This is a genomic window from Microvirga arvi (assembly GCF_016892765.1).
Classification (GTDB): domain Bacteria; phylum Pseudomonadota; class Alphaproteobacteria; order Rhizobiales; family Beijerinckiaceae; genus Microvirga; species Microvirga arvi.
On the sequence record NZ_JAFEMD010000001.1, the window covers coordinates 215,788 to 237,133 of the forward strand.

A 21,346-nucleotide genomic window follows, 5' to 3' on the forward strand; every position below is an offset into this window, starting at 1 on the left:
CACGTCTGTCATAGACCTATGGGAGAGCGGGACCTGTCATCATGATGGTCCTAAGGAAGTCTCCAGCCCCACTTATCATTAGCCGGCGCAACCGTTCATCTTAGCATGTGGGCGGGTATGCATTCGTAATATATTGGCCGAAATGTTACTTGGCATCAGGTAGAATCCATCGGCTCCCTTTAGTAAATGTTATTACATAAGTTAACCTTATACCTTTTGATGAACAATTGTTAAAATGTTTTGAATGGGTATTGATTGCCCCTAATAAGATTATAAGCTAAATAACTTAAGGGAAATTTTACTTTTGCCACACCGAATCAAGACCAGAAAGGCATCTGCGATGCGGAACACCTACGATCTTGATAGCCTTCCAAATCCAGGTGCCTCATCGGCCAAGGACGTCGCATACTCCAGGTATATGGAGCTGGCGCGCTCGGTTGAGCCCGCTTTGGTAGAGCATGCCGCTGCCCGACCCGTCAGGACCCTCCTTGTCGAGCCGAATGCCCTGCTAAGAGAGGGGCTGAGACGGATCCTGTCCGAGACGACCTATGCTCCTTCAGTTGCCGTGGGGACCATCGACGAAGTCGCCTCTCATTTTGCTCCCGAGAGTGGCACTGTCATCCTGGTGGTCGATACAAGCCGCGATCATGAGGGAGTCTGCCGCCAGACGAAGCTGCTGAAAGAGCAGAATCCCAATGCGAAGGTGGTCATGTTGGTCGAGCATTACGACCTGAGCCAGGTTCTCACGGCGTTCCGCTCGGGTGCGGATGCATACCTCAAGAAATCCATATCCTACGAGGTGCTCGTCAAGTCTCTGGATCTCGTCCTCTTGGGCGAGGCCATCTTCCCCGGCGCGATCCTCGACCTTCTGCGTGATCAGGAGGCCCATGCCGAGCAGAGCAAGCAGGCATCAGCTCCGGCAGGGACTCAAGAGCTGAGCCCTCCTGCAAAGGGCTTGTCCGTCCGCGAGACGGTGATCCTGCGCTGCCTGATGGATGGCGACTCCAACAAGATCATTGCGCGTAAGTTCGACATAACGGAAGCGACCGTGAAGGTCCACGTCAAGGCCATTTTGCGGAAGATCCAAGCCAAGAACCGGACCCAGGCGGCGATCTGGGCTGCGAGCCACCTGTCTGCGAGCCGGGGGGCAACCGTCAGCTGAGAATGGCTGCTCGAAAGAGCGTTCAAGGGAGCCTATGGCTCCCTTTTCTTTTTGAGTGACCAGTCCGCGGGCCTCCGAAGGTTTAAGCCGAACGGAGCGCCGTGATCGGGCTTTGCGACTGATCCTCAAGGATCATGGAAGCTCCCTTGTCGGCAATCATCAGCGTGGGTGAGTTGGTGTTGCCGCTCGTGATTGCCGGCATGATCGATGCATCGATCACCCGAAGGCCCTCGATGCCACGCACCTTCAGGCGCTCATCCGTCACGGCCATAGGATCGCTGTCGATGCCCATTTTGGCCGTGCCCACGGGATGGAAGATCGTGGTGCCAATGTCGCGCGCGCCATTCAGCAGTTCATCGTCGGAGTTAATCTGTGCGCCGGGCTTGTATTCCTCGGGACGGTATTTCTGGAGCGCAGGCATGGCAACGATGCGCCTGACGAGGCGCAAGGCATCCACGGCCACCCTCTGGTCCTCTTCCGTTGAAAGGTAGTTCGGGCGAATGAAAGGCGGCTCTCCTGCCTTGCCGCTTCGGACCCGGACCGTTCCTCGGCTGGTGGGCCGCAGGTTGCATACGCTGGCCGTAAAAGCAGGGAAGGGGTGCGGATCCTCGCCGAACTTGTCGAGCGAGAGGGGTTGGATGTGGAACTGGAGGTTCGGGGTGGCATAATCCGGCGAGGAGCGCGTGAACGCTCCCAGCTGGGATGGCGCCATGGTAAGCGGCCCTTTGCGGAAAAGAGCATATTCAAGAGCCATCTGCCCTTTCTTGAAGAGCGACCGATACTCCTCGTTCAGTGTTCGCACGCCGCTGACCTTGTAAATGGGACGCAGCTGGAGATGGTCCTGCAGGTTCTCGCCGACACCCGGCAGGTGATGAGTCACCTCGATCCCATGCTCCTGCAGGACGGCGCCGTTGCCGATCCCGGACAGCTGAAGGAGCTGTGGCGAGGCAATGGCGCCCGCCGACAGGACGACCTCCTTGCGGGCCAGGATCCGTCGCAGATTGCCGTTCTGCAGGATCTCCACGCCGATGGCGCGCCTGCCCTCGAAGAGAATGCGGGTGGCATGGGCATGGGTCTCGACCTTCAGATTGGGGCGCGACAGAGCCGGTCTGAGAAAGCCGCGGGCGGCCGACCAGCGGCGTCCGTTCTTCTGGTTGACGTGGAAATACGAAATGCCTTCGTTGCTGCCTGTGTTGAAGTCGCTCACGCGGGGAATGCCGGCTTCGACAGCGGCCTCGATGAAGGAATCGAGGATCTCCCACCGCATGCGGGGCTCTTCGACGCGCCATTCACCGCCAGCGCCGTGGTGCTCGCCCGCTCCTAGGTAATGGTCCACGTGCTGGCGGAAGATCGGTCTCACGTCGTCCCACCCCCAGCCTGCAAGGCCCATCTGCCGCCAATTGTCGTAATCCTCGCGCTGACCGCGCATGTAGATCATGGCATTGATGGCCGAGCAGCCGCCCAGGACCTTGCCGCGGGGATAGTTCAGGATGCGACCGTTCAGACCGGCCTCGGCCTCCGTCTTGAACATCCAGTCTGCACGCGGATTGCCGATGGCGAAGAGGTAGCCGACCGGGATGTGGAACCAGATCCAGTTGTCCTTGCCGCCGGCTTCGAGAAGGCAGACCGAGTTGTGGGGATCCTTAGACAGACGGTTGGCGAGAACGCAGCCAGCCGAACCGGCGCCGATAATGACATAATCGAATGTTTCGCTGTCCGACATGGTGCGGCTCGATCAAATGAGCCGGCGCTTGTGGCAGAAAGCGCCGGCAGGGTTCCCGATGCCCCTTAAGTTACGCAGCGCTCTTGGACTTGCGCCTCGTGAATTCCAGGATCTCCCCGACGATACCCCGGCGGAAGAGCAGCACGCAGATGACGAAGATGATGCCGATCAGCACCAGCACAGGGAAATCCGAGGCTGCGAGATAGTTCTGCAAGGCGATGACCAGGCCCGCGCCGACGATGGGGCCGATCAGCGTGCCGATGCCGCCGAGAAGCGTCATCAGAATGACCTCGCCCGACATCTGCCATTGCACGTCCGTCAGCGTTGCGAACTGGAAGACGATCGCTTTCGTGCCCCCGGCCAGTCCCGCCAGCGCGGCCGACATGACGAAGGCGCCGAGCTTGTAGCGGTCCACCCGGTAGCCCAGCGAGACCGCACGTTTCTCGTTCTCGCGGATCGCCTTCAGGATATTGCCGAAAGGCGAATGCACGATGCGCCAAATGGCGAAGAAGCCGAACAGGAAGATCGCCAGCGTGACGTAGTACATCGCCAGGGGCTGGTTCAGATCGAGAATGCCGAGCAGATACCCGCGCGGCACGCCCTGGATACCGTCCTCGCCATGGGTGAAGGGCACCTGCAGGCAGATGAAGGCGAACATCTGCGACAGGGCCAGGGTGATCATGGCGAAGTAGATGCCCTGGCGGCGAATGGCCACGAATCCGATCACGAGGCCCATGGCGGCAGCGCCTGCGACGCCGAGCAGGATGGCGGACAGGGGCTCCCACCCCCACACCTTGGCGGCATGGGCCGTGAAATAAGCTGCGCCGCCGAAGAAGGCGGCATGGCCGAAGGAGAGCAGGCCGACATAGCCGATGAGCAGGTTGAATGCGCAGGCAAAGAGCGCAAAGCACAAAACGCTCATCAGCATGACAGGATAGAAGAAGAACGGAGCTGCCAGCAGCGCCGCGATGGCAATCGCGCCCAGCACCATGGAGGAGGTGCGCAGCTTCGGCTGTTCCGCGAGATATTGGGTTCCGACAGCCATGATATCACTCCTCCTGCCCGAAGAGACCCGCCGGCCTGACGAGCAGAACGATGGCCATTATCACGAATATAACGATGCTGGACGCTTCCGGATAGAACACTTTGGTGAGACCTTCGAGAACGCCGAGCATATAGCCCGTGACGATGGCGCCCAGGATCGAGCCCATGCCGCCCACGACCACGACGGCGAAGACGATGATGATGAGGTTCGAGCCCATCAGCGGGCTGACCTGGTAGATCGGCGCTGCCAGCACGCCGGCGAACGCCGCGAGCGCAGCGCCAAGGCCATAGGTGAGGGTCAGGAGCAGCGGCACGTTCACGCCGAACGCCTGGACCAGCGTCGCATTTTCGGTCGCAGCGCGAAGGTAGGCGCCGAGCTGCGTCTTCTCGATCAGAAGCCAGGTGCCGAGGCAGACGACAAGGGAGGCGATAACCACCCAGCCGCGGTAGATCGGCATGAACATGAAGCCAAGATTGACGGCTCCCGTCAGCTGGGATGGCGCGGCATAAGGTTGGCCGGCCGCACCGAACCAGTAGCGGAATGCCCCTTCGAGGATGAGGGCGAGACCGAAGGTCAGAAGGAGGCCATAAAGCGGGTCGATGCCGTAGAGGCGGCTGAGCATGAACCGCTCGATCACGACGGCGATCGCACCCACGATCAGGGGCGCGAGGATGAGGGCCGGCCAGTAGCCGATGCCTGCATAGTTCAGGATCAGGTAGGCGGCAAACGCACCCAGCATGTACTGCGCGCCGTGGGCGAAGTTGATCACCCGCAACAAGCCGAAGATCACGGCCAGCCCAAGGCTCAGCATGGCATAGAAGGAGCCGTTGATCAGGCCGATCAGGATCTGCCCGTAGAGGGCAGGGGCGGGAACGCCGAAAATCGTACTCATGATGCTCTAGACCCCAAGAACTTCGTGCAGTTCGTCCATGCGTGCATCAAGCTCGTGCCCGGGGAACGAGTTCACCATACGCCCATCCTCCATGAGGTAGAAGCGGTCGGCCACTTTCTTCGCGAAGCGGAAGTTCTGCTCCACCAGCAGGATCGTCATGCCGCGCTTCTTCAGCGCCACCAGAACGTCGCCGATGCGCTGCACGATCACGGGAGCCAGGCCCTCCGTCGGCTCGTCGAGAAGGATGATCTTCGCGCCCGTGCGGAGCACGCGGGCAATGGCGAGCATCTGCTGCTCACCGCCCGAGAGCTTCGTCCCCTGGCTCGACCGACGCTCGTAGAGATTCGGGAAGAGGGTGTAGATTTCCTCCACGCTCATGCCTCCCTCCGACACGGTCGGCGGCAGCATCAGGTTCTCGGAGACGTTCAGGCTCGCGAAGATGCCCCGCTCCTCCGGCACATAGCCGATTCCGGCTTGAGCGACCTTGTGCAGCGGAAGCCTCAGGAGATCCTCGCCGCGCAGGCGGATGACGCCCTCGCGGCGGCGCAGAATTCCCATGATCGAGCGCAGGGTCGTGGTCTTGCCTGCACCATTGCGGCCCAGCAGCGTGACGGTTTCGCCTTCATGGATGTCGAGATCGACACCGTGCAGGACGTGACTCTCGCCGTACCAGGCGTTGAGCCCGCGGACTTCGAGAAGGGGAGCGCTACTCATGCTCGGTTCCCATATAAGCTTCACGCACTCGGGGATCCTGGCTGACTTTATCGTAGGTCCCGTCGGAAAGGATTTCGCCGCGCGCTAGAACGGTGACGCGGTCGCAGAGGTCAGCGACGACGTTCAGGTTGTGCTCGACCATCAGCACGGTGCGATTCTTGGCGATGCGCCGGATCAGGTCTGAGATGCGACCGATATCCTCGTGACCCATGCCGGCCATGGGCTCGTCGAGAAGCAGCATGGCCGGATCGAGCGCCAGCGTCGTGGCGATCTCGAGGGCCCGCTTGCGGCCGTAGGACAATTCGGTGGCCGGTAGATCCGCATAGGCCGAGAGGTTCACTGCGTCGATCAACTCCATTGCCCGCTGGTCGAGCACGGACAGGGCACCCGACGGGCGCCAGAACTGAGTCGCGAGGCCCGACGGCCGCTGCAAGGCGACACGGACATTGTCGAGAACAGTGAGATGCGGAAACACCGCCGAAATCTGGAAGGAGCGCACAAGACCGAGGCGGGCGACTTCGGCGGGCTTCAGCCCGGTGATGTCGGCGCCCTTGAACGTGATCTGACCGCGGGTCGGGGTGAGAAATTTCGTAAGAAGGTTGAAAACCGTCGTCTTGCCGGCGCCATTGGGGCCGATCAGGGCATGGATCGTGCCCTCATTGACGGAAAGCGTCACATCCTTCACGGCCAGGAAGCCACGGAACTCCATCGTCAGTCCGGTGGCGCTTAGAATGGGTTGCGTACTGACCATAGGGTTCGGCCGATACTCTCTTGTTGGGGCGACAGCTGGACCGGGATCATGTTCCATGCCTGCTACCACCGGACAGCAATAGAGGTGGGGCAGCATGCGCGCTGCCCCACCTCGTTCAAAATACTTACTGAGTGACTTGGCAGCCGCTGTCGGCGGTCTTCATGTAGGCCGAGTCGCCAGGGATCTTGGCAAGCTGCTTGTACATGTCCCATTCGCTCTTGCTCTCCTCAGGCTTCTTCACCTGGAAGAGGTACATGTCGTAGACCATACGACCGTTCGGCAGCACCTTGCCGTTCTTGGCGAAGATGTCCTGAACCGGCATTTCGTGCAGGAGCTTGGCGACAGGCTCGGTCGAATCCGTGCCGGCCTTCTCGACGGCCTTCAGGTACTGCGTCACCGCAGAGTAGGTGCCCACATGGATCATGTTCGGCATGCGGCCGGTTTTCTCCTGGAACTTCTTCGCGAAGGCGCGGTTCTCATCGCTCTGATCCCAGTACCAGCCCTCGGTGAGGGTCAGGCCCTGCGCCGCCTTGAGACCCAGGCCCTTCACCTCGGCCAGCGTGAAGAGGAGTGCCGCAAGGCGTGTGCCGCCCTGGGTGATGCCGAACTCGGCCGCCTGCTTGATGGCGTTGGCGGTATCGAGGCCCGCATTGGCCATGCCGATGACGTTTGCGCCGGAGCTCTGCGCTTGGAGCAGGAACGACGAGTAGTCGGCGGCTGCCAGCGGATGGCGGACGGCGCCGACCACCTGGCCGCCCTTCGACTTCACGAACTTCGAGGTCTGATCCTCGAGGGAGTAGCCGAAGGCGTAGTCCGCAGTCAGGAAGAACCACTTGTTGCCGCCGTTCTCCACCAGCGCACCGCCGGTGCCGACTGCGAGCGCGTGGGTATCATAGGCCCAGTGGAAGCCGTAGGGCGAGCATTGCTTGCCGGTGAGATCGGTCGTGGCCGCACCGGTCGTCATGGTGATTTTCTTCTTGTCCTTGGACAGGCCCTGGACCGCCAGAGCCACCGAGGAGGTCGTCAGCTCCATGATCGCATCGACCTTGTCCGTGTCATACCACTGGCGGGCGACACTGGCCGCCACGTCGGGCTTGTTCTGGTGGTCGGCGCTCACGATCTCGACCGGAACACCCAGAACCTTGCCGCCGTAATCCTGGACCGCCATGCGGGCTGCTTCCACGGAAGACTTGCCGCCGAAGTCGGCATAGACGCCGGACTGGTCGTTGAGGATGCCGATCTTGACCACACCGTCGGAGGCCTGCTGCGCATAGGCCGAAGAGGCCAGAGCCGTGCAGCTGAGGGCGAACAGAAGCTTATTGAGAACGCGCATCGCTTTCCTTCCCTTTATTCTTAAGGCAGATTGGTCTGCCTTTGCTGGATCCGCATCCTCAAGGCATGCGGGCGATGGCCAGAAAGGTACAGACACTTTGGCCCCGATCAATGCAAGGAGCGGTCATCCTTAAGTCGCAGAGGCCTTTGATTTTCTACCTTAATTCCAGGCCTTGAGCATGGCAGTGTCAGAAACGTGATTCCGCACCTGCCGTAACTCCAGCTCCGGCCAAGCTTTCTCCTCTCAAAGGCCCGGCAGGCATCACGGTTGGCATTTCTGACGTAAAGTGGCGCCATGGCGAACGATTATGAAATCCTCCACACCTTGTTCGAATCTGCTCTTGGCGCGGCGCTGCCCGATGGCAAGTTCGATGGCCGCCTGCCTCCCAAACCGAAAGGGCGCACCATCGTCCTTGGGGCGGGCAAGGCTTCGGCCCGCATGGCGGCCGCCTTCGAAGAGGCTTGGACCCGCGAAGGCGGGGCCTGCGAGGGGCTTGTGGTGACGCGCTACGGGCATGCGGTGCCGACCCGAAGAATTCATATCGTGGAGGCTGCCCATCCGGTTCCTGACGAAGCGGGCCTGGAGGCGGCCAGGCGGATCCTCGCCCTGGCGCACGAAGCGGGCCCGGACGATCTCGTCGTCTGCCTGATGTCGGGCGGAGCCTCTGCGCTCCTGTCGCTCCCGGCCGAAGGCGTGACGCTGGCCAACAAGCAGGCGCTGAACCGAGCCCTGCTGAAATCCGGGGCGCCCATCGGCGAGATGAATCTGGTGCGCAAGTCGCTCTCGGCCATCAAGGGGGGCAGGCTCGCGGCAGCTGTGGGCGATGCGCAACTCGTTACCTACCTGATCTCGGACGTGCCGGGCGACGATCCGGCGAGCATCGGGTCGGGCCCGACGATTCCTGAACGGATCGACCCGGAGGTCGCCGTCGGCATCCTGCGCAGGTATGGCATCGATGTGCCGGAGGCGATCCTGCAAGTCATCCGATCGAATTCCGTCACCGAGCCTGTGAACGGTGGCGTCGTCCACATGCTGGCGACACCCAAGATGGCGCTCGATTGCGCGGCCGCCAAAGCGCGCGAACTGGGATTCAACGCCCTCGTTCTGGGCGATGCTCTTGAAGGAGAGGCGCGAGAAGTCGGACGTGTCATGGCCGGCATCGCGCATTCGGCGATGATGCATGGGGAGCCTGCACAGGCGCCTTGCGTCCTGCTGTCTGGCGGGGAAACCACTGTGACAGTCCGCGGCGAAGGGCGCGGTGGGCGCAACGCCGAGTTCCTGTTGTCCCTTGCCCTGTCCTTGAAAGGCCAAAGCAAAATCTCCGCCATCGCCTGTGACACCGACGGCATCGACGGCTCGGAAGACAATGCAGGCGCTTGGTTCGATGGCACTCTGTTCGAAAGCGCTCGTGTGAAGGGCATCGATCTTGCCGCTCATCTGGAGGCAAACGATGCCTACACGGCGTTCGCACAGCTCGACAGGCTCGTCGTCACCGGGCCGACGCTGACCAACGTCAATGATTTCCGCTGCGTTCTCATTCGACCATAACCCATCGGCCAGATCTCTCAGATGGAGTAGCTGAGCCCGGTCGTATTCGTTTCCGGCACGATCAGGGTGATCTTGGTGCCGCGCTTCTCGCGGCTCTCCACCTCAAGGTCTCCGCCATGCAGCTTGAGGATGTACCAGGCGAGGCTCAAGCCCAGGCCGGTGCCGGGCAGCTTCTTCACATTCTGGCCGCGGAAAAAAGGCTGCATGACAAAGGGCAGATCCCGCTCAGGAATACCGATGCCTCGATCCCTGACGGTGATTCTGACCATGCCGTCCGTCCTGTGGACGGTGACGTCGATCGGCTGTTCCGGCCGCGAGTACTTCATGGCATTGGACACGACGATGACGAAGGCCTGCTCCAGCAGGATGGGATCGCCGACGATGATTCCCGGCAGGTCCTTGATGTCGAGGTGAAAGGGGCGCGTGGGTTCCTGGCCGCCTTGCTCGCGACAGACCCGCCTGATGAGCTCCGACGGGTTGAACTCGCTCGGGTTGAGCATGATTCCGCCGGCGCTGGCGCGGGTATAGGACAGGATCATCTCAATCAGTTCGTCGAGCCGCAGACTCGCCCGCCAGATCTTATCGGCCTTGGCTTGAATGTCATGAGGGCTCAGCCGGTCAGCCCGACGCATGAGACCCTGAGCCAAGGCATTGATCGTCGATAATGGTGTCCTGAGCTGATGCGCCAGCAGTGCCATCCGGTCCAATGGCAGCGCCGCTCTGCCCGACACCGTGCGGGCATCGGCCTTGCGGGGAGCTTTGGAGGGGACCTTGGGCGAACGGGCAGCTGACACGACTATAAAACCTATACTTTATAACATAGCTAAGGTTGGTTCCGAATTAGAGCGATTGTGGTCGTTGTCCATCCCGGCTGGTTGAAAAGGCGAGTCTGGAATAATGACCTAGTCGAGAACCATCAGAGTTTCAGAAAAAAGCAAGATGTGGATTGAAGTTATCAATGTTGTTCATGTAATAGGAAGAAATCACGCCGTATCGTTGAATGTGAAAAATCGTTCCTCACTGCACTTCCTTGCCAAAAGCCAAGGTCGTAGTTCAGTAAATCGTGATCGGCTCCGCAAATCGGTCTATAATCGCAACTCAATGCCTTCCAGAGCGTTTCCCTGGCAGCTATCCAAGCAGGAGTAGAAACATGGACCGTGATCGCAGCGAAGGCAGCATGAAGAACATCAAGGGTCGCATGAAGGAGGGTCTCGGCAAGGCTCTCGGCGACTCGAAGATGGAAACCGAAGGCAAGATGGATAAGACCGAAGGTAAGATCCAGAACACCATCGGTGGAATCAAGGATTCGCTTCGCAAGAGCACCTGATTCCGGAACAGATCAGATGAAAGGCCCGGCTTTGCCGGGCCTTTCTCATGTCGGCGGGCCTGCCTTGCGGATCACGAAGCTGATCTTGGCCGTCTCGTCCCGCTGATCCTCCAGAACGTCTCCCGTTTCGCGGATCAGGTTGGGCACGTCGATCCCGGCTAGAGGGTCCGTGCAGATGACCTTCAGACGCTCGCCGGGACTCAGCGCGAGAAGAGCTTTGCGCGTGCGCAGGACCGGCAAAGGGCACTTCAGGCCCGAGAGATCAAGTTCGGTCATTCGGAGATCTCCTGTCGCACCAAAACCTTCGCACGTTCCAGATCCTCAGGCGTGTTGATGTTGAAGAAAGGGTCAAACGGCTCTGCTGGCCAGATGGCTTCGGCATGATCGTGCCGTCTCAGCCAATCCCTGATGCTGCGGGTGCCCTGTTGGACGAGAGCCTGCCGTAGGTCGCCCCGCAGGGAGATAGGCCAGAGGCCGACGGCGAAGTGGGCCTGCGAGCCCGATGCGGCACAGGCAATGGGCTTGCCGGATGCAACGAGTGCCTGGTGCAGCCGCAGAACCAGATCCCTCGGAATGAAGGGCGTATCCGCCGGCGCGCTCACAACCCAGCTGATATCCGGCCGATGAGTGGTACACCATTCGAGAGCTGCCAGAATGCCGGCCAGAGGCCCCGGGCGGTCTGCAACGGAATCCGGGACGATGGGCAGGTGCAGCCTCTCAAACCTCGAAGGGTCTCCATTGGCGTTCAGGATCACGCTCTTGCATTGCGGTGCGAGGCGCTCGGCGACATGCTCCAGCAACGTGCGTCCTTCGAGGGCCAAGAGCGCCTTCTCGTTGCCACCCATACGTCGTGAGAGCCCGCCCGCGAGGATGACGCCGAGGGCCGGAGGGGACAGGCTCATGCTACCGCTCACTCGATAACGATGCGCGGTGCTGGGCGTACGACAGTTCCGCCCGAGAGGCTGGTCCAGACCTGCTGCGCCATGCTCCTGTAGATCCCGGCATGCGGACCTTCGGGATCTGCAACGACGACCGGGCGGCCTGCATCGGACAATTCGCGGATCGTCATGTCGAGCGGAACCTCGCCGAGGAAGGGAACACCGAGGCGCGCAGCCTCATCCCTTGCCCCGCCATGCCCGAAGATGTGCGAGCTGTGTCCGCAATGGGGGCAGATGAAGGTCGCCATGTTCTCGACGATGCCAAGGATCGGGATCTCCACACGCTTGAACATGGATACCCCGCGCCGTGCGTCGATGAGGGCGAGGTCCTGCGGGGTCGAGACGATCACGGCGCCGGCGAGAGGCGTGGCCTGGGCCATGGTGAGCTGGGCATCGCCGGTGCCGGGCGGCATGTCGACCACAAGCACGTCGAGGTCGCCCCAGGCGACCTCCCGCAGCATCTGGGTGATGGCCGACATCACCATCGGCCCCCGCCAGATCATGGCGGCCTCTTCCTCCACCAGGAAGCCGATGGACATGACCTTGATTCCATAGGCCTCCATGGGCTCGAGAATGCGGTTTTCCAGCAGGCGCGGCTTGCCGTGGATGCCGAGGAGCTTCGGCATGGAGGGGCCGTAGATGTCGGCATCGAGCAGCCCGACCTTCAACCCGAGGGTCTTCAGGCCGAGGGCGAGGTTGCAGGCGGTGGTGGACTTGCCGACGCCGCCTTTTCCGGACGCCACGGCGATCACATGAGTCACGCCCGGAATGCGCTGGTTCTTGGGCTGAGCGGCTGAACGGATGCGCCCGGGGGCTCCCCCGGACGAGGGGGTGGTCGGGCCGGAACCGGCCGGCCGATCGGCCGTGAGGCTCGCAAAGACGCCCTTGACCGCCGGCAAGCCCTGCACGGCCGTTACCGCGGCTTGACGCACACGTTCCATGCCGGAGGCTTCGGACGGCTCGATGGTGATCGAAAACATGACGCGGCCCGCATCATCCACGACAACGTCGGACAATCGTCCGGAGGCCACGAGGTCGGTTCCGCTCGCATCGACGGGCACGGTCGACAGGGCTTGCAGCACATGCTCACGGGTGATCGCCACTTCGAAATCTCCTGGGCCGTTCAAGACGCGGACTTTCCTGACATTTATAGGCTGCCGGGCGGTTCGTTAAGGCATTCCCGGTGAGCGGATGCGGTATTCCGAACCAAAGTTCACCTTATCCGTTGTTCACCCGATCCCTCGGGAGCCGGCTCGACCGCCCGAGTGGCTGCCTTCGCCGCTCACATCCCGGGTGTACGAAATCAATCGAGGAGACGAGAATGCACCAGCACGGCCATAACGATCCGAATGCTGCGAAGCTTTATGAGCTGATCAAGGACGTGAAGATCGCCATGATGACCACCGTCGACACCGACGGTACCCTGCACAGCCGGCCCATGCACAACCAGGAGGCTGACGAGCATGGCGATCTCTGGTTCTTCACCCAGATTCAGTCTCCCAAGATGACGGAGATTTCCCGCGACAACGAGATCAATCTCGCATTCAGCGACCCGAGCAGCCAGACCTATGTCTCGGTGTCCGGCAAGGCGGAGATCGTGCGCGACAAGGCGAAGATCGAGGAGAAGTGGTCCGAGCCCCTGCGCGCGTGGTTCCCGAAAGGCACGGACGACCCGCAGATCGCCCTGATCCGCGTCCACCCTGCGAAGGGCGAATACTGGGACAGCCCGTCCTCTACCCTGGTGCACCTCTATGGCTATGCGAAGGCCGTCGTGACGGGTCAGCCGCCGAACCCGGGCGATCAGGCGAAGGTCAATTTAACCTGAAGCGTCTGAAGCGCGAAATATTCGGGGCCGCTGAGCGGCCCCTTTTTCTTTGCTCTTTTTCGCTTCTTCCTCTGAGGAAAAAGCTTGAGTATGATCAAGGTTCAAACAGTGAATATGGAGCTTACCCGGGTCATAGAACGACAATAACAAAATCAGAAGGGGGCGGACATCGGAGGAAACGATGAAGTTCATCTGGCTTGCCGCCGTTTCAACAGTTGTTCTTGCATCCTCAGTTCTAGCGCAGCCTGCTACCCAGGCACCGGCCGGGAATGCGCCGTCTGCAACGCAATCGCCGACTGGTAACCTCGAGCGTCTGAGTGGCTTCCGCCCCACCGATACGCCACCGGCTAAACCGATCGCGCAAGAGGGCCGCAGAGCTGATGCCCTCCGGCGCAATCTGGAGAAGGTGAAGCTGCCCAACGGCTTCAAAATCGAACTCTACGCGGTGGTTCCCGATGCCCGCCATATGGCCGTAGGGCCCAATGCCGGCGTCGTTTTCGTCGGAACCCGCAAGAGCAATGTCTACACGGTCACGGATCGCGACAAGGACCGGGTGGCCGACGAGGTCGTCCCATTCGGGGCGGCCATCACTTTTAAGATTCCCAACGGCGTTTGCTTCTCGCCGGATGGAATTCTCTACATCGTCGAGCAGAACCGGGTGATCCAGTTCCCCGCTGCCGAGTTCTTCTATGAAGGCGGCGCCGACGTACCCATATTCCAGGTCGTGAAGCAGGGAGATCTCATCCCCCCGTCAGAGGAGAGCTTCAACCACACGGCGCGCGTGTGCCGGGTCGGCCCGGACAACAAGCTCTATATCGCCCTTGGCCAGCCCTTCAACGTCCCGCCGAAGGAGAAGATAGATCTCTACAAGCGCGTCGGGATCGGCGGCATCATCCGCATGGATCAGGACGGCAAGAACCGCGAGGTCTATGCGACCGGAATCCGCAATTCCGTCGGCATGGACTTCAGCGCGGCTGACAAATCTCTCTGGTTCACGGACAACCAGGTGGACGGCATGGGGGACGATCAGCCTCCCGGCGAGATCAACCGGATCGCGAGCCAGGGGCAGAATTTCGGGTTCCCCTATTACGGCGGCGGCACGGTCCGCACGGTCGAGTACAAGGACGATCAGGTTCCCGCAGGCGTCGTGGGCCCGCTGGCCGAGACGGATCCGCACGCGGCCGATCTCGGGATGATCTTCTATACGGGTAAGATGTTCCCTCAATCCTATCAGGGCGGCATCTTCATAGCTCAGCACGGCTCCTGGAACCGTACCAAGCCGATCGGTGCCCGGATCATGTTCGCACCGCTCAAGCAGGACGGCACCGCCGACAAGCCGCAGGTCTTTGCCGAAGGGTGGCTTACGGAGAACGGCGAGTATCTCGGCAGGCCCGTGGATGTCGCCACGCTGCCGGACGGATCCCTTCTCGTCTCCGACGACACGGCCGGTGCCATCTATCGCATCTCCTACGAGAGCCGGTAGGCATCTTCAGGCGGGCGCGGCTCCGGCCGCGCCTGTTTCTCCCGAGGAGACCATCATGAAGCTTTTCATTGCTCTGGCAGGACTCGGAGCGTGGCTGGCCACATTCATGCCGATCGGTGCGCAGGCTGGCGATGCCAGGGCAGGGCGCCAGAAGATCGCCACGTGCCAGGCCTGTCATGGGCTTGACGGTCTCTCGAAGAACCCTGAATCGCCCAATCTCGCCGGTCAGCTCGAAAGCTATCTCGTCAGGAGCCTCGCCGCGTACAAATCAGGCGAGCGCAGGAACGAGTCGATGAACATTGTAGCGAAAGACCTGTCGGACGAGGATATCGCCGATGTGGCGGCCTATTATGCCTCGATCCAGGTCGACGTCCTTCCACCATAGCCACCCCGTAAAGTCTCGTAGCCGGCACCCTTTCATCATGGGCGGCCCTTCGCTATTGTCTCGCCTCCTGTGAGTGCAAGGAGCAGGCGATGGCGGACATCGCGACCCGCGTCTACAACCATACCTGGAAGATCGACCCGATCGTCCGGTCGGTTCTGGATACGGATTTCTATAAACTGCTGATGGCGCAGACGATCTTTCGCCGCCATCGCGACGTGCAGGTGACGTTCGGCATCCATAACCGCACCACCCGCATCCGATTGGCCGACATCATCGATGCCGGGGAGCTGCGCGAGCAGCTCGATCATGTCCGCAGCCTGCGCCTGACCCGGGGTGAATCCACCTGGCTGCGCGGCAACACGTTCTACGGCAAGCGGCAGATGTTCTCGCCGGAATTCATGGACTGGCTCGAGACCTTCCGTTTCCCGGAATACCTTCTGGAAAAGGAGGACGGTCAATACGTTCTGACTTTTCACGGCCGGTGGATCGAGACCACCATGTGGGAGATCCCGGCGCTGGCGATCCTCAACGAGCTGCGCTCGCGCGGCGTGCTCAAGGGCATGGCGAAGTTCGAGCTGCAGGTGCTTTATGCGCGCGCCATGACGCGGGTCTGGGAGAAGATCCAGCGGCTCAAGCAGCTTCCCGAGCTGTCCATTTCCGATTTCGGCACCAGGCGCCGTCACGGTTTCCTCTGGCAGGATTGGTGCGTGCAGGCGATGATCGAGGGAATGGGATCTTCCTTCCTGGGCACGTCCAACTGTCTTATCGCCATGCGGCGCGAGGTGGAGGCTGTGGGCACGAACGCCCATGAGCTTCCCATGGTCTATGCGGCCCTGACGGACAGCGACGAGGAACTGGCCATGGCGCCGTACCGGGTGCTGGCCGACTGGCAGGAGGATTACGAAGGCAACCTGCGTGTCATCCTTCCCGACACCTACGGCACCACCAATTTCCTCCAGAATGCGCCCGAATGGGTGGCGTCATGGACAGGCATCCGCGTGGATTCGAAGGATCCCATCGAGGGCGGCGAGGAAGCCATCGCATGGTGGCGCCAGCGCGGGCAGAATCCATCGGAGAAGCTCGCGATCTTTTCCGATGGTCTCGACGTGGACGTGATCGAGCGCATCCATAAGCATTTCCGTGGGCGCATGCGCATCGGCTATGGCTGGGGAACGCTTCTCACCAATGATTTCCGCGGCCTTGCTTCGGAGGGGGCGCTCGATCCCATCTCCATCGTCTGCAAGGTTATCTCGGCTGATGGCCGGCCGACGGTGAAGCTATCCGACAATCCCACAAAGGCGATGGGGCCACGATCCGAGATCGAACGTTACAAGCGCATCTTCCATGTAGGCGAACAGGCAGCGAAACCGGTATTGGTGTGACGAACATGAACATTGATCTCAACTGCGACATGGGTGAAGGCTTCGGCCCCTGGCCGATGGGGGATGACGAGGCGATGCTCGACATCGTCTCCTCCGCCAACATTGCCTGCGGGTTCCATGCAGGCGATCCATCCATCATGTTCCGCACGGCAGAGATGGCGAAGAGCAAGGGTGTGGCCATAGGTGCACATCCCGGCTTCAACGATCTGCACGGTTTCGGGCGGCGCATGATCCGCGGCGATTCTCCCGCCGAGATCGAGCGCATGATCGCCTATCAAATCGGCGCCATGCAGGCCGTCGCCTCGCTCGCCGGCCACAAGGTCACCTATGTGAAGGTGCACGGTTCCCTCAACAACATGGCCAACGAGGACGAGGATCTCGCTCTGGCGATCGCCCGCGCCATCAGGGGGGTGGATGCAAGCCTCATCAATATGTGCATGCCGGGTCTTCTGATGGAGAAGGCATCCCACGCGATCGGCATAAAGGTCGTGCGTGAGATTTTTGCCGACCGCACCTATGAGGACAACGGAACGCTCACCAGCCGGAAGAAACCCGGTTCCGTGCTGCACGATGCCGAATTCGCGGCCGAGCGCATCCTGCGCGCCGTCCAGGACAGGGCCATCACGACGGTTTCCGGCAAGCGGATTCCGGTCGAGATCGATACAATCTGCGTGCACGGCGACGAACCGAGCGCCGTCGCCATGGCGCGCACGGTCCGCGCGAAGCTGGAGGCGAACGGCGTCACGATCAGGCCTTTTTCGGGACGATGAGGTCCACTCGTTGCAGAAAAGGATCATCATGGGACGAGGTTATTTTCATCCCATGATGCACTGAGCCCTCGTCGACATCTCTTTCACTGCGGTAAAGAACGGTCATCCAAAGCGGCTTTAGTTCTGAACCGGCGTTTCGCCAAAGAACATGCTCAGATCTTTGAGAGAAACCACATACATCTCGCCTTTGATGCCGTTCACGCCGGCCGCGCCGTCACCGAGATTGACTGGAGACGGGAAGCCGCCGGGGGAGCCTGGGCTTGAGGGGCCGCACCAGCCATTCCGGCCTGCTCCACCGCCACCATTTCCAGGATTTCCGGGAGCACCACCCCGACCGGCGACTCCACCCAAACCTCCCTGATTGTTGACGCGGGAATAGCTGAACGTATCTGCGCCGCGCTGAAGCGAGACGAAAATGATTGTCCCTCCGGAACCTCCAGAGCCGCCATCCCCTCCTCGTCCGCCCATGCCTGACGTGCCACCATTGCCTCCAGGGCCGGGGCCTTCTTTGCAATCGAATAGACCGCTGGCTCCCTCTTTGCCATTTCCGGCATTGCCCCCATCGCCACCGCGTCCGCCAGCGCCACCCATGCCGCCATCAATTCCGCGCGCGAGTACAGCGAGATTGAGGAGCCCCGCAGGAATTTCCTGGTTGCGATCATCTAACAACCGCTCGGCGACGATGTAGATCGTCGGCAGCTGCAGGCGTTCGCCCACGCTTCCATTCCCGCCCGTGCCTCCGGGATGTCCGTCGTTGCCTCTGCGGTTGATTTCGCCATAGTCATCGGCGCCGCGCTGTCCTGTGTTTCCAGTGCGGCCGGTCGCTCCGCTGCGAACATTCATGTCCCGCTCGATGAACGAATAGCCGAGTGGATCCCGAAATTTGATCCGCCGCGCAGCAATCGCGATCCATGGGGCTTTGAGGTTGGTGAAGACGAGCCTGGATCCTGCATCGAATACGATTTCGTCGGCTTTTATGATCTGCTGGCCGAACGACTCGTTGCCGGAAATTGGAATGACACTCCTGATGTTCGGCGCCGCCTTGATGGATTCCGCCACTTCTTTTGGAATCTCAGGCGTCAGTATGTTGGCGTGGGCTGAAACATCTCTCCTGATGACGACTGAACTGCCTCTGTCTGTCAGCAAGTCCTGAGCGTGCAGGGTAAAGCCGGAAGCAAGGAAGAGACCGGCACCTATGACAAACCTGTTCATGAGCGTTTCCTCAACCTACGGCAGGATATGACTGCCATATGCAATCTTAGGTTTAGTGAAGCTCGAGCTGCAACTGCCCTAAAGAATCCTCCACCTATCCAAAAGGATGCTGATTTGCGCAGTATCGCGAAGAGAGGCTGCGCTCTGGTTTTCCCGTCCGCTGATCAGCCAGTCCGTGAATCTGCTTCTGCGAAAGCCTTTTCTAGGAAGGGCTGCAGAGCCGCGAGCGTCTCCTCAGGCGCCTCCTCGGCAAGGTAGTGACCGCAATCGATGCCGTGCCCCTCCACGTGATCGGCCCAGTCGCGCCAGACGGCCAGCACGTCGTACCATCGATCCAGTCCGTTCTTGCGGCCCCAAAGCGCCTGCACCGGGCAGGAGATCCGCCGGCCCGCCTGCTGATCCTCCTCGTCGAGACGCATGTCGATAGTGGCTCCGGCGCGATAATCCTCGCACATGGCGTGGATCGTGCTCGGGTCGGTGTAGCAGCGCCGGTATTCGGCGAGCGCTTTCTCATCGAACAGCGAGCGCCCGCGGCGAAGATAGAAAGCATCCGGATCCGATGCAATGAGGCGTTCCGGAAGCGGGTGGGGCTGCGCGAGGAAGAACCAGTGCCAGTATCCCATGGCAAAGGCCATGTCCGTGCGCTGGAAGTGCTCGGCGGTGGGGATGATGTCCAGAACCGAAAGAGCCGCAATCCGCTCGGGGTGATCGAGCGCCATGCGGTAGGCGCAGCGTCCGCCGCGGTCATGGCCGACGACTGCGAAACGCTCGAAGCCGAGAGCCTGCATCATCTCCACCTGGTCCCGGGCCATGGCGCGCTTGGAATAGGGCTCGTGATCTTCGGTCGTCGCAGGCTTGGAGCTGTCGCCATAGCCGCGCAGGTCGGAGCAGACGATCGTGTAGCTCTCCGCAAGCTTCGGCGCCACCTTGTGCCACATGGCGTGAGTCTGCGGGTGGCCATGGAGCAGGAGAACCGGCGGACCGTTACCTGCATGGCGCAGGTTGATGACGGCTTCGGATGTCTCGATCCGGCGATGCGTGAAGGTCTCGAACATTCCCCTATTCTGTGTCACTTCATGCGCTGAGGCCAGGGCATGGCCTTCTCACCAGGAGCGACGTTCCCCGTTGTCGATGTGGATGATGCCGTTTCGGTACATCTTCAGGCCTCCCACCTCCGGATGGGAGCGCAGATAGACCATGACACCGCGGACGCGGCTGCGGACCCTGAAATCGATGGCGCGGCAGGCGAGGTGAAGGGAGTGGCGTGCCCCGCCGGCACGCCAGTTGCGCCCACGGCTGCGGTGAGTGGACTCCACGCTGACAGGACCAAATTTCGCGGCGACGGAGGCGACGACTTCGCGCAGATCGCCTGGAACGCATCCTGTCGGAGCACTGGCCCGCAATGTGATCGTTCCTCCAGAGACCAAGGATGAGAAGCCGGAGAGGGTCCGCGCGTTCGGAAGGCTCCCCGTTGTCTTGGGACCGTTCAGATCGTCGTTGGAGGGAAGGCTGGCATATTCGGCAGGAGGGACGAGGCTTCCGTCTCCCTCGCCGGCCTTGAGCGCGGGCGGCAAGAATCCGAGCAGAAGGGTGCTGATCACAAGAGCAGTTTTGAATGCAAGGCGGATTCGGCAGTCGTTGCTCATCGGGTTCTCCCGTTTTGAGCCCCTACAAAGGTCATGCCGCGAAATGGTCCTCCCAACGGCATGTGAATCTTGTTGGTCAAGTCACTGACGGTTGCGCGAAGAGCGCTAGGGGTGGCTAGCTAAAGTAAGCTTGGCCCTAGGCAATAAGACCTAGGCGGATATAACCCATTAGAGACGATGCGTGATCAGCAAGGCCGTATGCTGCAATAAATCCTATGAAAGGAAATTTAGGATGAGTTACGGAATTACGGTGTCCTGATCTTGCAGAGCCTTGTCTGAATCCACACATCAAGGCCTGTTGTGCCGATCATCGGGATCGGCCTCTCGGAGACTGGAATGAACACTGCCCGGAGCGCTGTTTTCGATACGATCAAGGCTGCCGGCCCGAGCCGACAGGATGCGATCGCACGCATCACGCTGGTTGCGAAACTGATGGACAGCGCCTTCCTGATTCCGGGGTTGAATCGGCGTGTCGGTCTGGATGCGGTGCTGGGCTTGGTGCCGGGCGTCGGCGATGCGCTGTCGGCTGCTCTTGCAAGCTACATCATCTGGGAGGCCCGTCAGCTCGGCCTGCCGCGCTGGAAGATTGCCCGGATGGTCGGCAACGTTGCCATGGACACGGCCATCGGCGTGATCCCATTCGCGGGCGACGTGTTCGACGTGTTCTTCAAGGCCAACGAGCGAAACCTCCGGATCGTCCACGAGCATCTGGGCACCCCCAAGCGCGGGCCGCTTGAGATCGACGGCACCGCTGTCCGGGTCGGGGAGCGCTGAGTGAAACGGCTTTTGTGGATTCTCGCCTGGTTTGCCGTGGCGCTCTGGTCCCTGTTCGCCTGGGGCGCCTATGGGCTGCTCGACTTCTTCGGAAGCGTCGCCGCCCGCAATGCCGACATCGTCACGGGGCATCCCGAGACGGTCGAATGGCTGTCCTGGGCTTTGATGACCCTGAGGGGTCTGGGATTGGGCGCCATCGTGTTCGTTTGGGGGCTCGTATCTCTGCTTATCCTGGCCGTTCCGGCCGTACTGGGCCTGTTCCTCGGCAGCAATCGTCGCGATCAAAGGGCTTTTGAGTGGCGTGAGCCTGGAGCCGGTCCTAATTCGTCAATTCCATTCCCGCCGTCGACCGGATCGTATCCACCTCGGCGGATAGAGAGACGCTGAAATAGATAGGGCGAAGCGGCTGCCGCTTCGCCCTTTATGTTTCCCAAGC

General features: G+C 61.0%; 23 protein-coding genes. 10 read left to right on the forward strand and 13 right to left on the reverse strand.

Annotation, left to right across the window (positions count from 1 at the left end; genetic code table 11):
- The first annotated feature begins 448 nt into the window (after positions 1–448).
- Positions 449–1,162, forward strand: a complete 714-nt coding sequence (locus tag ILT44_RS01110; protein ID WP_204237703.1) for a LuxR C-terminal-related transcriptional regulator — start codon at positions 449–451, stop codon at positions 1,160–1,162.
- Positions 1,163–1,244: 82 nt separating this feature from the next.
- Here ILT44_RS01110 and ILT44_RS01115 read toward each other — a convergent pair whose 3' ends face one another.
- The 6 genes from ILT44_RS01115 to ILT44_RS01140 all read right to left on the reverse strand — a co-directional run bounded on the left by ILT44_RS01115 (position 1,245) and on the right by ILT44_RS01140 (position 7,620).
- Positions 1,245–2,885, reverse strand: coding sequence for a GMC family oxidoreductase (locus ILT44_RS01115; RefSeq protein ID WP_204237704.1), 1,641 nt, complete (start codon positions 2,883–2,885; stop codon positions 1,245–1,247).
- 70 nt (positions 2,886–2,955) lie between these two features.
- On the reverse strand, positions 2,956–3,930 hold the full coding sequence (locus ILT44_RS01120; protein ID WP_204237705.1) for a branched-chain amino acid ABC transporter permease: 975 nt from the start codon (positions 3,928–3,930) through the stop codon (positions 2,956–2,958).
- Positions 3,931–3,934: 4 nt separating this feature from the next.
- Positions 3,935–4,822 (reverse strand): branched-chain amino acid ABC transporter permease, encoded by an 888-nt coding sequence (locus tag ILT44_RS01125; RefSeq protein WP_204237706.1) that lies wholly within the window; start codon positions 4,820–4,822, stop codon positions 3,935–3,937.
- A gap of 6 nt (positions 4,823–4,828) precedes the next feature.
- Positions 4,829–5,536, reverse strand: coding sequence for an ABC transporter ATP-binding protein (locus ILT44_RS01130; protein ID WP_204237707.1), 708 nt, complete (start codon positions 5,534–5,536; stop codon positions 4,829–4,831).
- The gene (locus ILT44_RS01135) at positions 5,529–6,287 is read right to left on the reverse strand and encodes an ABC transporter ATP-binding protein (protein ID WP_204237708.1); all 759 of its coding nucleotides are present in this window, start codon (positions 6,285–6,287) and stop codon (positions 5,529–5,531) included. The genes ILT44_RS01130 and ILT44_RS01135 overlap by 8 nt, the downstream gene beginning before the upstream one ends.
- A 124-nt stretch (positions 6,288–6,411) precedes the next feature.
- Positions 6,412–7,620, reverse strand: coding sequence for an ABC transporter substrate-binding protein (locus ILT44_RS01140; RefSeq protein ID WP_204237709.1), 1,209 nt, complete (start codon positions 7,618–7,620; stop codon positions 6,412–6,414).
- A 294-nt stretch (positions 7,621–7,914) separates the two neighbouring features.
- Here ILT44_RS01140 and ILT44_RS01145 point away from each other — a divergent pair, with 294 nt between their 5' ends.
- Positions 7,915–9,168 (forward strand): glycerate kinase type-2 family protein, encoded by a 1,254-nt coding sequence (locus ILT44_RS01145; RefSeq protein ID WP_204237710.1) that lies wholly within the window; start codon positions 7,915–7,917, stop codon positions 9,166–9,168.
- A gap of 17 nt (positions 9,169–9,185) precedes the next feature.
- Here the strand turns inward: ILT44_RS01145 and ILT44_RS01150 are convergent, their stop codons facing one another.
- Positions 9,186–9,962 (reverse strand): sensor histidine kinase, encoded by a 777-nt coding sequence (locus ILT44_RS01150; protein ID WP_204237711.1) that lies wholly within the window; start codon positions 9,960–9,962, stop codon positions 9,186–9,188.
- Between the two features lie 356 nt (positions 9,963–10,318).
- Here ILT44_RS01150 and ILT44_RS01155 point away from each other — a divergent pair, with 356 nt between their 5' ends.
- A complete protein-coding gene (locus ILT44_RS01155; protein ID WP_204237712.1) occupies positions 10,319–10,495 on the forward strand; it encodes a CsbD family protein in 177 nt (58 codons plus the stop codon).
- A gap of 45 nt (positions 10,496–10,540) precedes the next feature.
- Here ILT44_RS01155 and ILT44_RS01160 read toward each other — a convergent pair whose 3' ends face one another.
- Genes ILT44_RS01160 through ILT44_RS01170 form a run of 3 tightly spaced genes read right to left on the reverse strand, consistent with a single transcriptional unit; the run spans position 10,541 to position 12,536 of the window.
- Entirely contained in the window at positions 10,541–10,771 is a 231-nt protein-coding gene (locus ILT44_RS01160; protein WP_204237713.1) for a sulfurtransferase TusA family protein, read from the reverse strand.
- Complete coding sequence (gene mobA / locus ILT44_RS01165) at positions 10,768–11,397, reverse strand: molybdenum cofactor guanylyltransferase MobA (protein ID WP_204237714.1); 630 nt, start codon at positions 11,395–11,397, stop codon at positions 10,768–10,770. Before mobA ends, ILT44_RS01160 begins: the two co-directional genes overlap by 4 nt.
- An 8-nt stretch (positions 11,398–11,405) precedes the next feature.
- Positions 11,406–12,536, reverse strand: a complete 1,131-nt coding sequence (locus ILT44_RS01170; protein ID WP_204237715.1) for an Mrp/NBP35 family ATP-binding protein — start codon at positions 12,534–12,536, stop codon at positions 11,406–11,408.
- A 218-nt stretch (positions 12,537–12,754) separates the two neighbouring features.
- On the opposite strand from ILT44_RS01170, the gene ILT44_RS01175 reads away from it, so the two are divergent.
- From ILT44_RS01175 to ILT44_RS01195, 5 genes are all read left to right on the forward strand, one after another.
- The gene (locus ILT44_RS01175) at positions 12,755–13,258 is read left to right on the forward strand and encodes a pyridoxamine 5'-phosphate oxidase family protein (RefSeq protein ID WP_204237716.1); all 504 of its coding nucleotides are present in this window, start codon (positions 12,755–12,757) and stop codon (positions 13,256–13,258) included.
- 181 nt (positions 13,259–13,439) lie between these two features.
- Positions 13,440–14,741, forward strand: coding sequence for a PQQ-dependent sugar dehydrogenase (locus ILT44_RS01180; protein WP_204237717.1), 1,302 nt, complete (start codon positions 13,440–13,442; stop codon positions 14,739–14,741).
- Between the two features lie 55 nt (positions 14,742–14,796).
- The gene (locus ILT44_RS01185; protein WP_204237718.1) at positions 14,797–15,126 is read left to right on the forward strand and encodes a c-type cytochrome; all 330 of its coding nucleotides are present in this window, start codon (positions 14,797–14,799) and stop codon (positions 15,124–15,126) included.
- Between the two features lie 89 nt (positions 15,127–15,215).
- Positions 15,216–16,508 carry a nicotinate phosphoribosyltransferase gene (pncB, locus tag ILT44_RS01190; RefSeq protein WP_204237719.1) on the forward strand — a complete coding sequence of 431 codons (1,293 nt, stop codon included), beginning with the start codon at positions 15,216–15,218 and terminating at the stop codon, positions 16,506–16,508.
- Between the two features lie 5 nt (positions 16,509–16,513).
- Positions 16,514–17,278: a LamB/YcsF family protein gene (locus ILT44_RS01195; protein ID WP_204237720.1), complete on the forward strand. Its 765-nt coding sequence runs from the start codon at positions 16,514–16,516 to the stop codon at positions 17,276–17,278.
- A 117-nt stretch (positions 17,279–17,395) separates the two neighbouring features.
- Here the strand turns inward: ILT44_RS01195 and ILT44_RS01200 are convergent, their stop codons facing one another.
- From ILT44_RS01200 to ILT44_RS01210, 3 genes are all read right to left on the reverse strand, one after another.
- Entirely contained in the window at positions 17,396–18,490 is a 1,095-nt protein-coding gene (locus ILT44_RS01200; RefSeq protein WP_204237721.1) for a hypothetical protein, read from the reverse strand.
- Between the two features lie 164 nt (positions 18,491–18,654).
- A complete protein-coding gene (locus ILT44_RS01205; RefSeq protein ID WP_204237722.1) occupies positions 18,655–19,545 on the reverse strand; it encodes an alpha/beta fold hydrolase in 891 nt (296 codons plus the stop codon).
- Positions 19,546–19,593: 48 nt separating this feature from the next.
- Complete coding sequence (locus tag ILT44_RS01210; protein WP_204237723.1) at positions 19,594–20,136, reverse strand: D-Ala-D-Ala carboxypeptidase family metallohydrolase; 543 nt, start codon at positions 20,134–20,136, stop codon at positions 19,594–19,596.
- 336 nt (positions 20,137–20,472) lie between these two features.
- Between ILT44_RS01210 and ILT44_RS01215 the strand changes: the two genes are divergently transcribed.
- Both ILT44_RS01215 and ILT44_RS01220 read left to right on the forward strand, forming a co-directional pair.
- Positions 20,473–20,910, forward strand: a complete 438-nt coding sequence (locus ILT44_RS01215) for a DUF4112 domain-containing protein (RefSeq protein WP_204237724.1) — start codon at positions 20,473–20,475, stop codon at positions 20,908–20,910.
- Positions 20,911–21,297, forward strand: a complete 387-nt coding sequence (locus tag ILT44_RS01220) for a hypothetical protein (protein WP_204237725.1) — start codon at positions 20,911–20,913, stop codon at positions 21,295–21,297.
- The last annotated feature ends 49 nt before the right edge of the window (positions 21,298–21,346 follow it).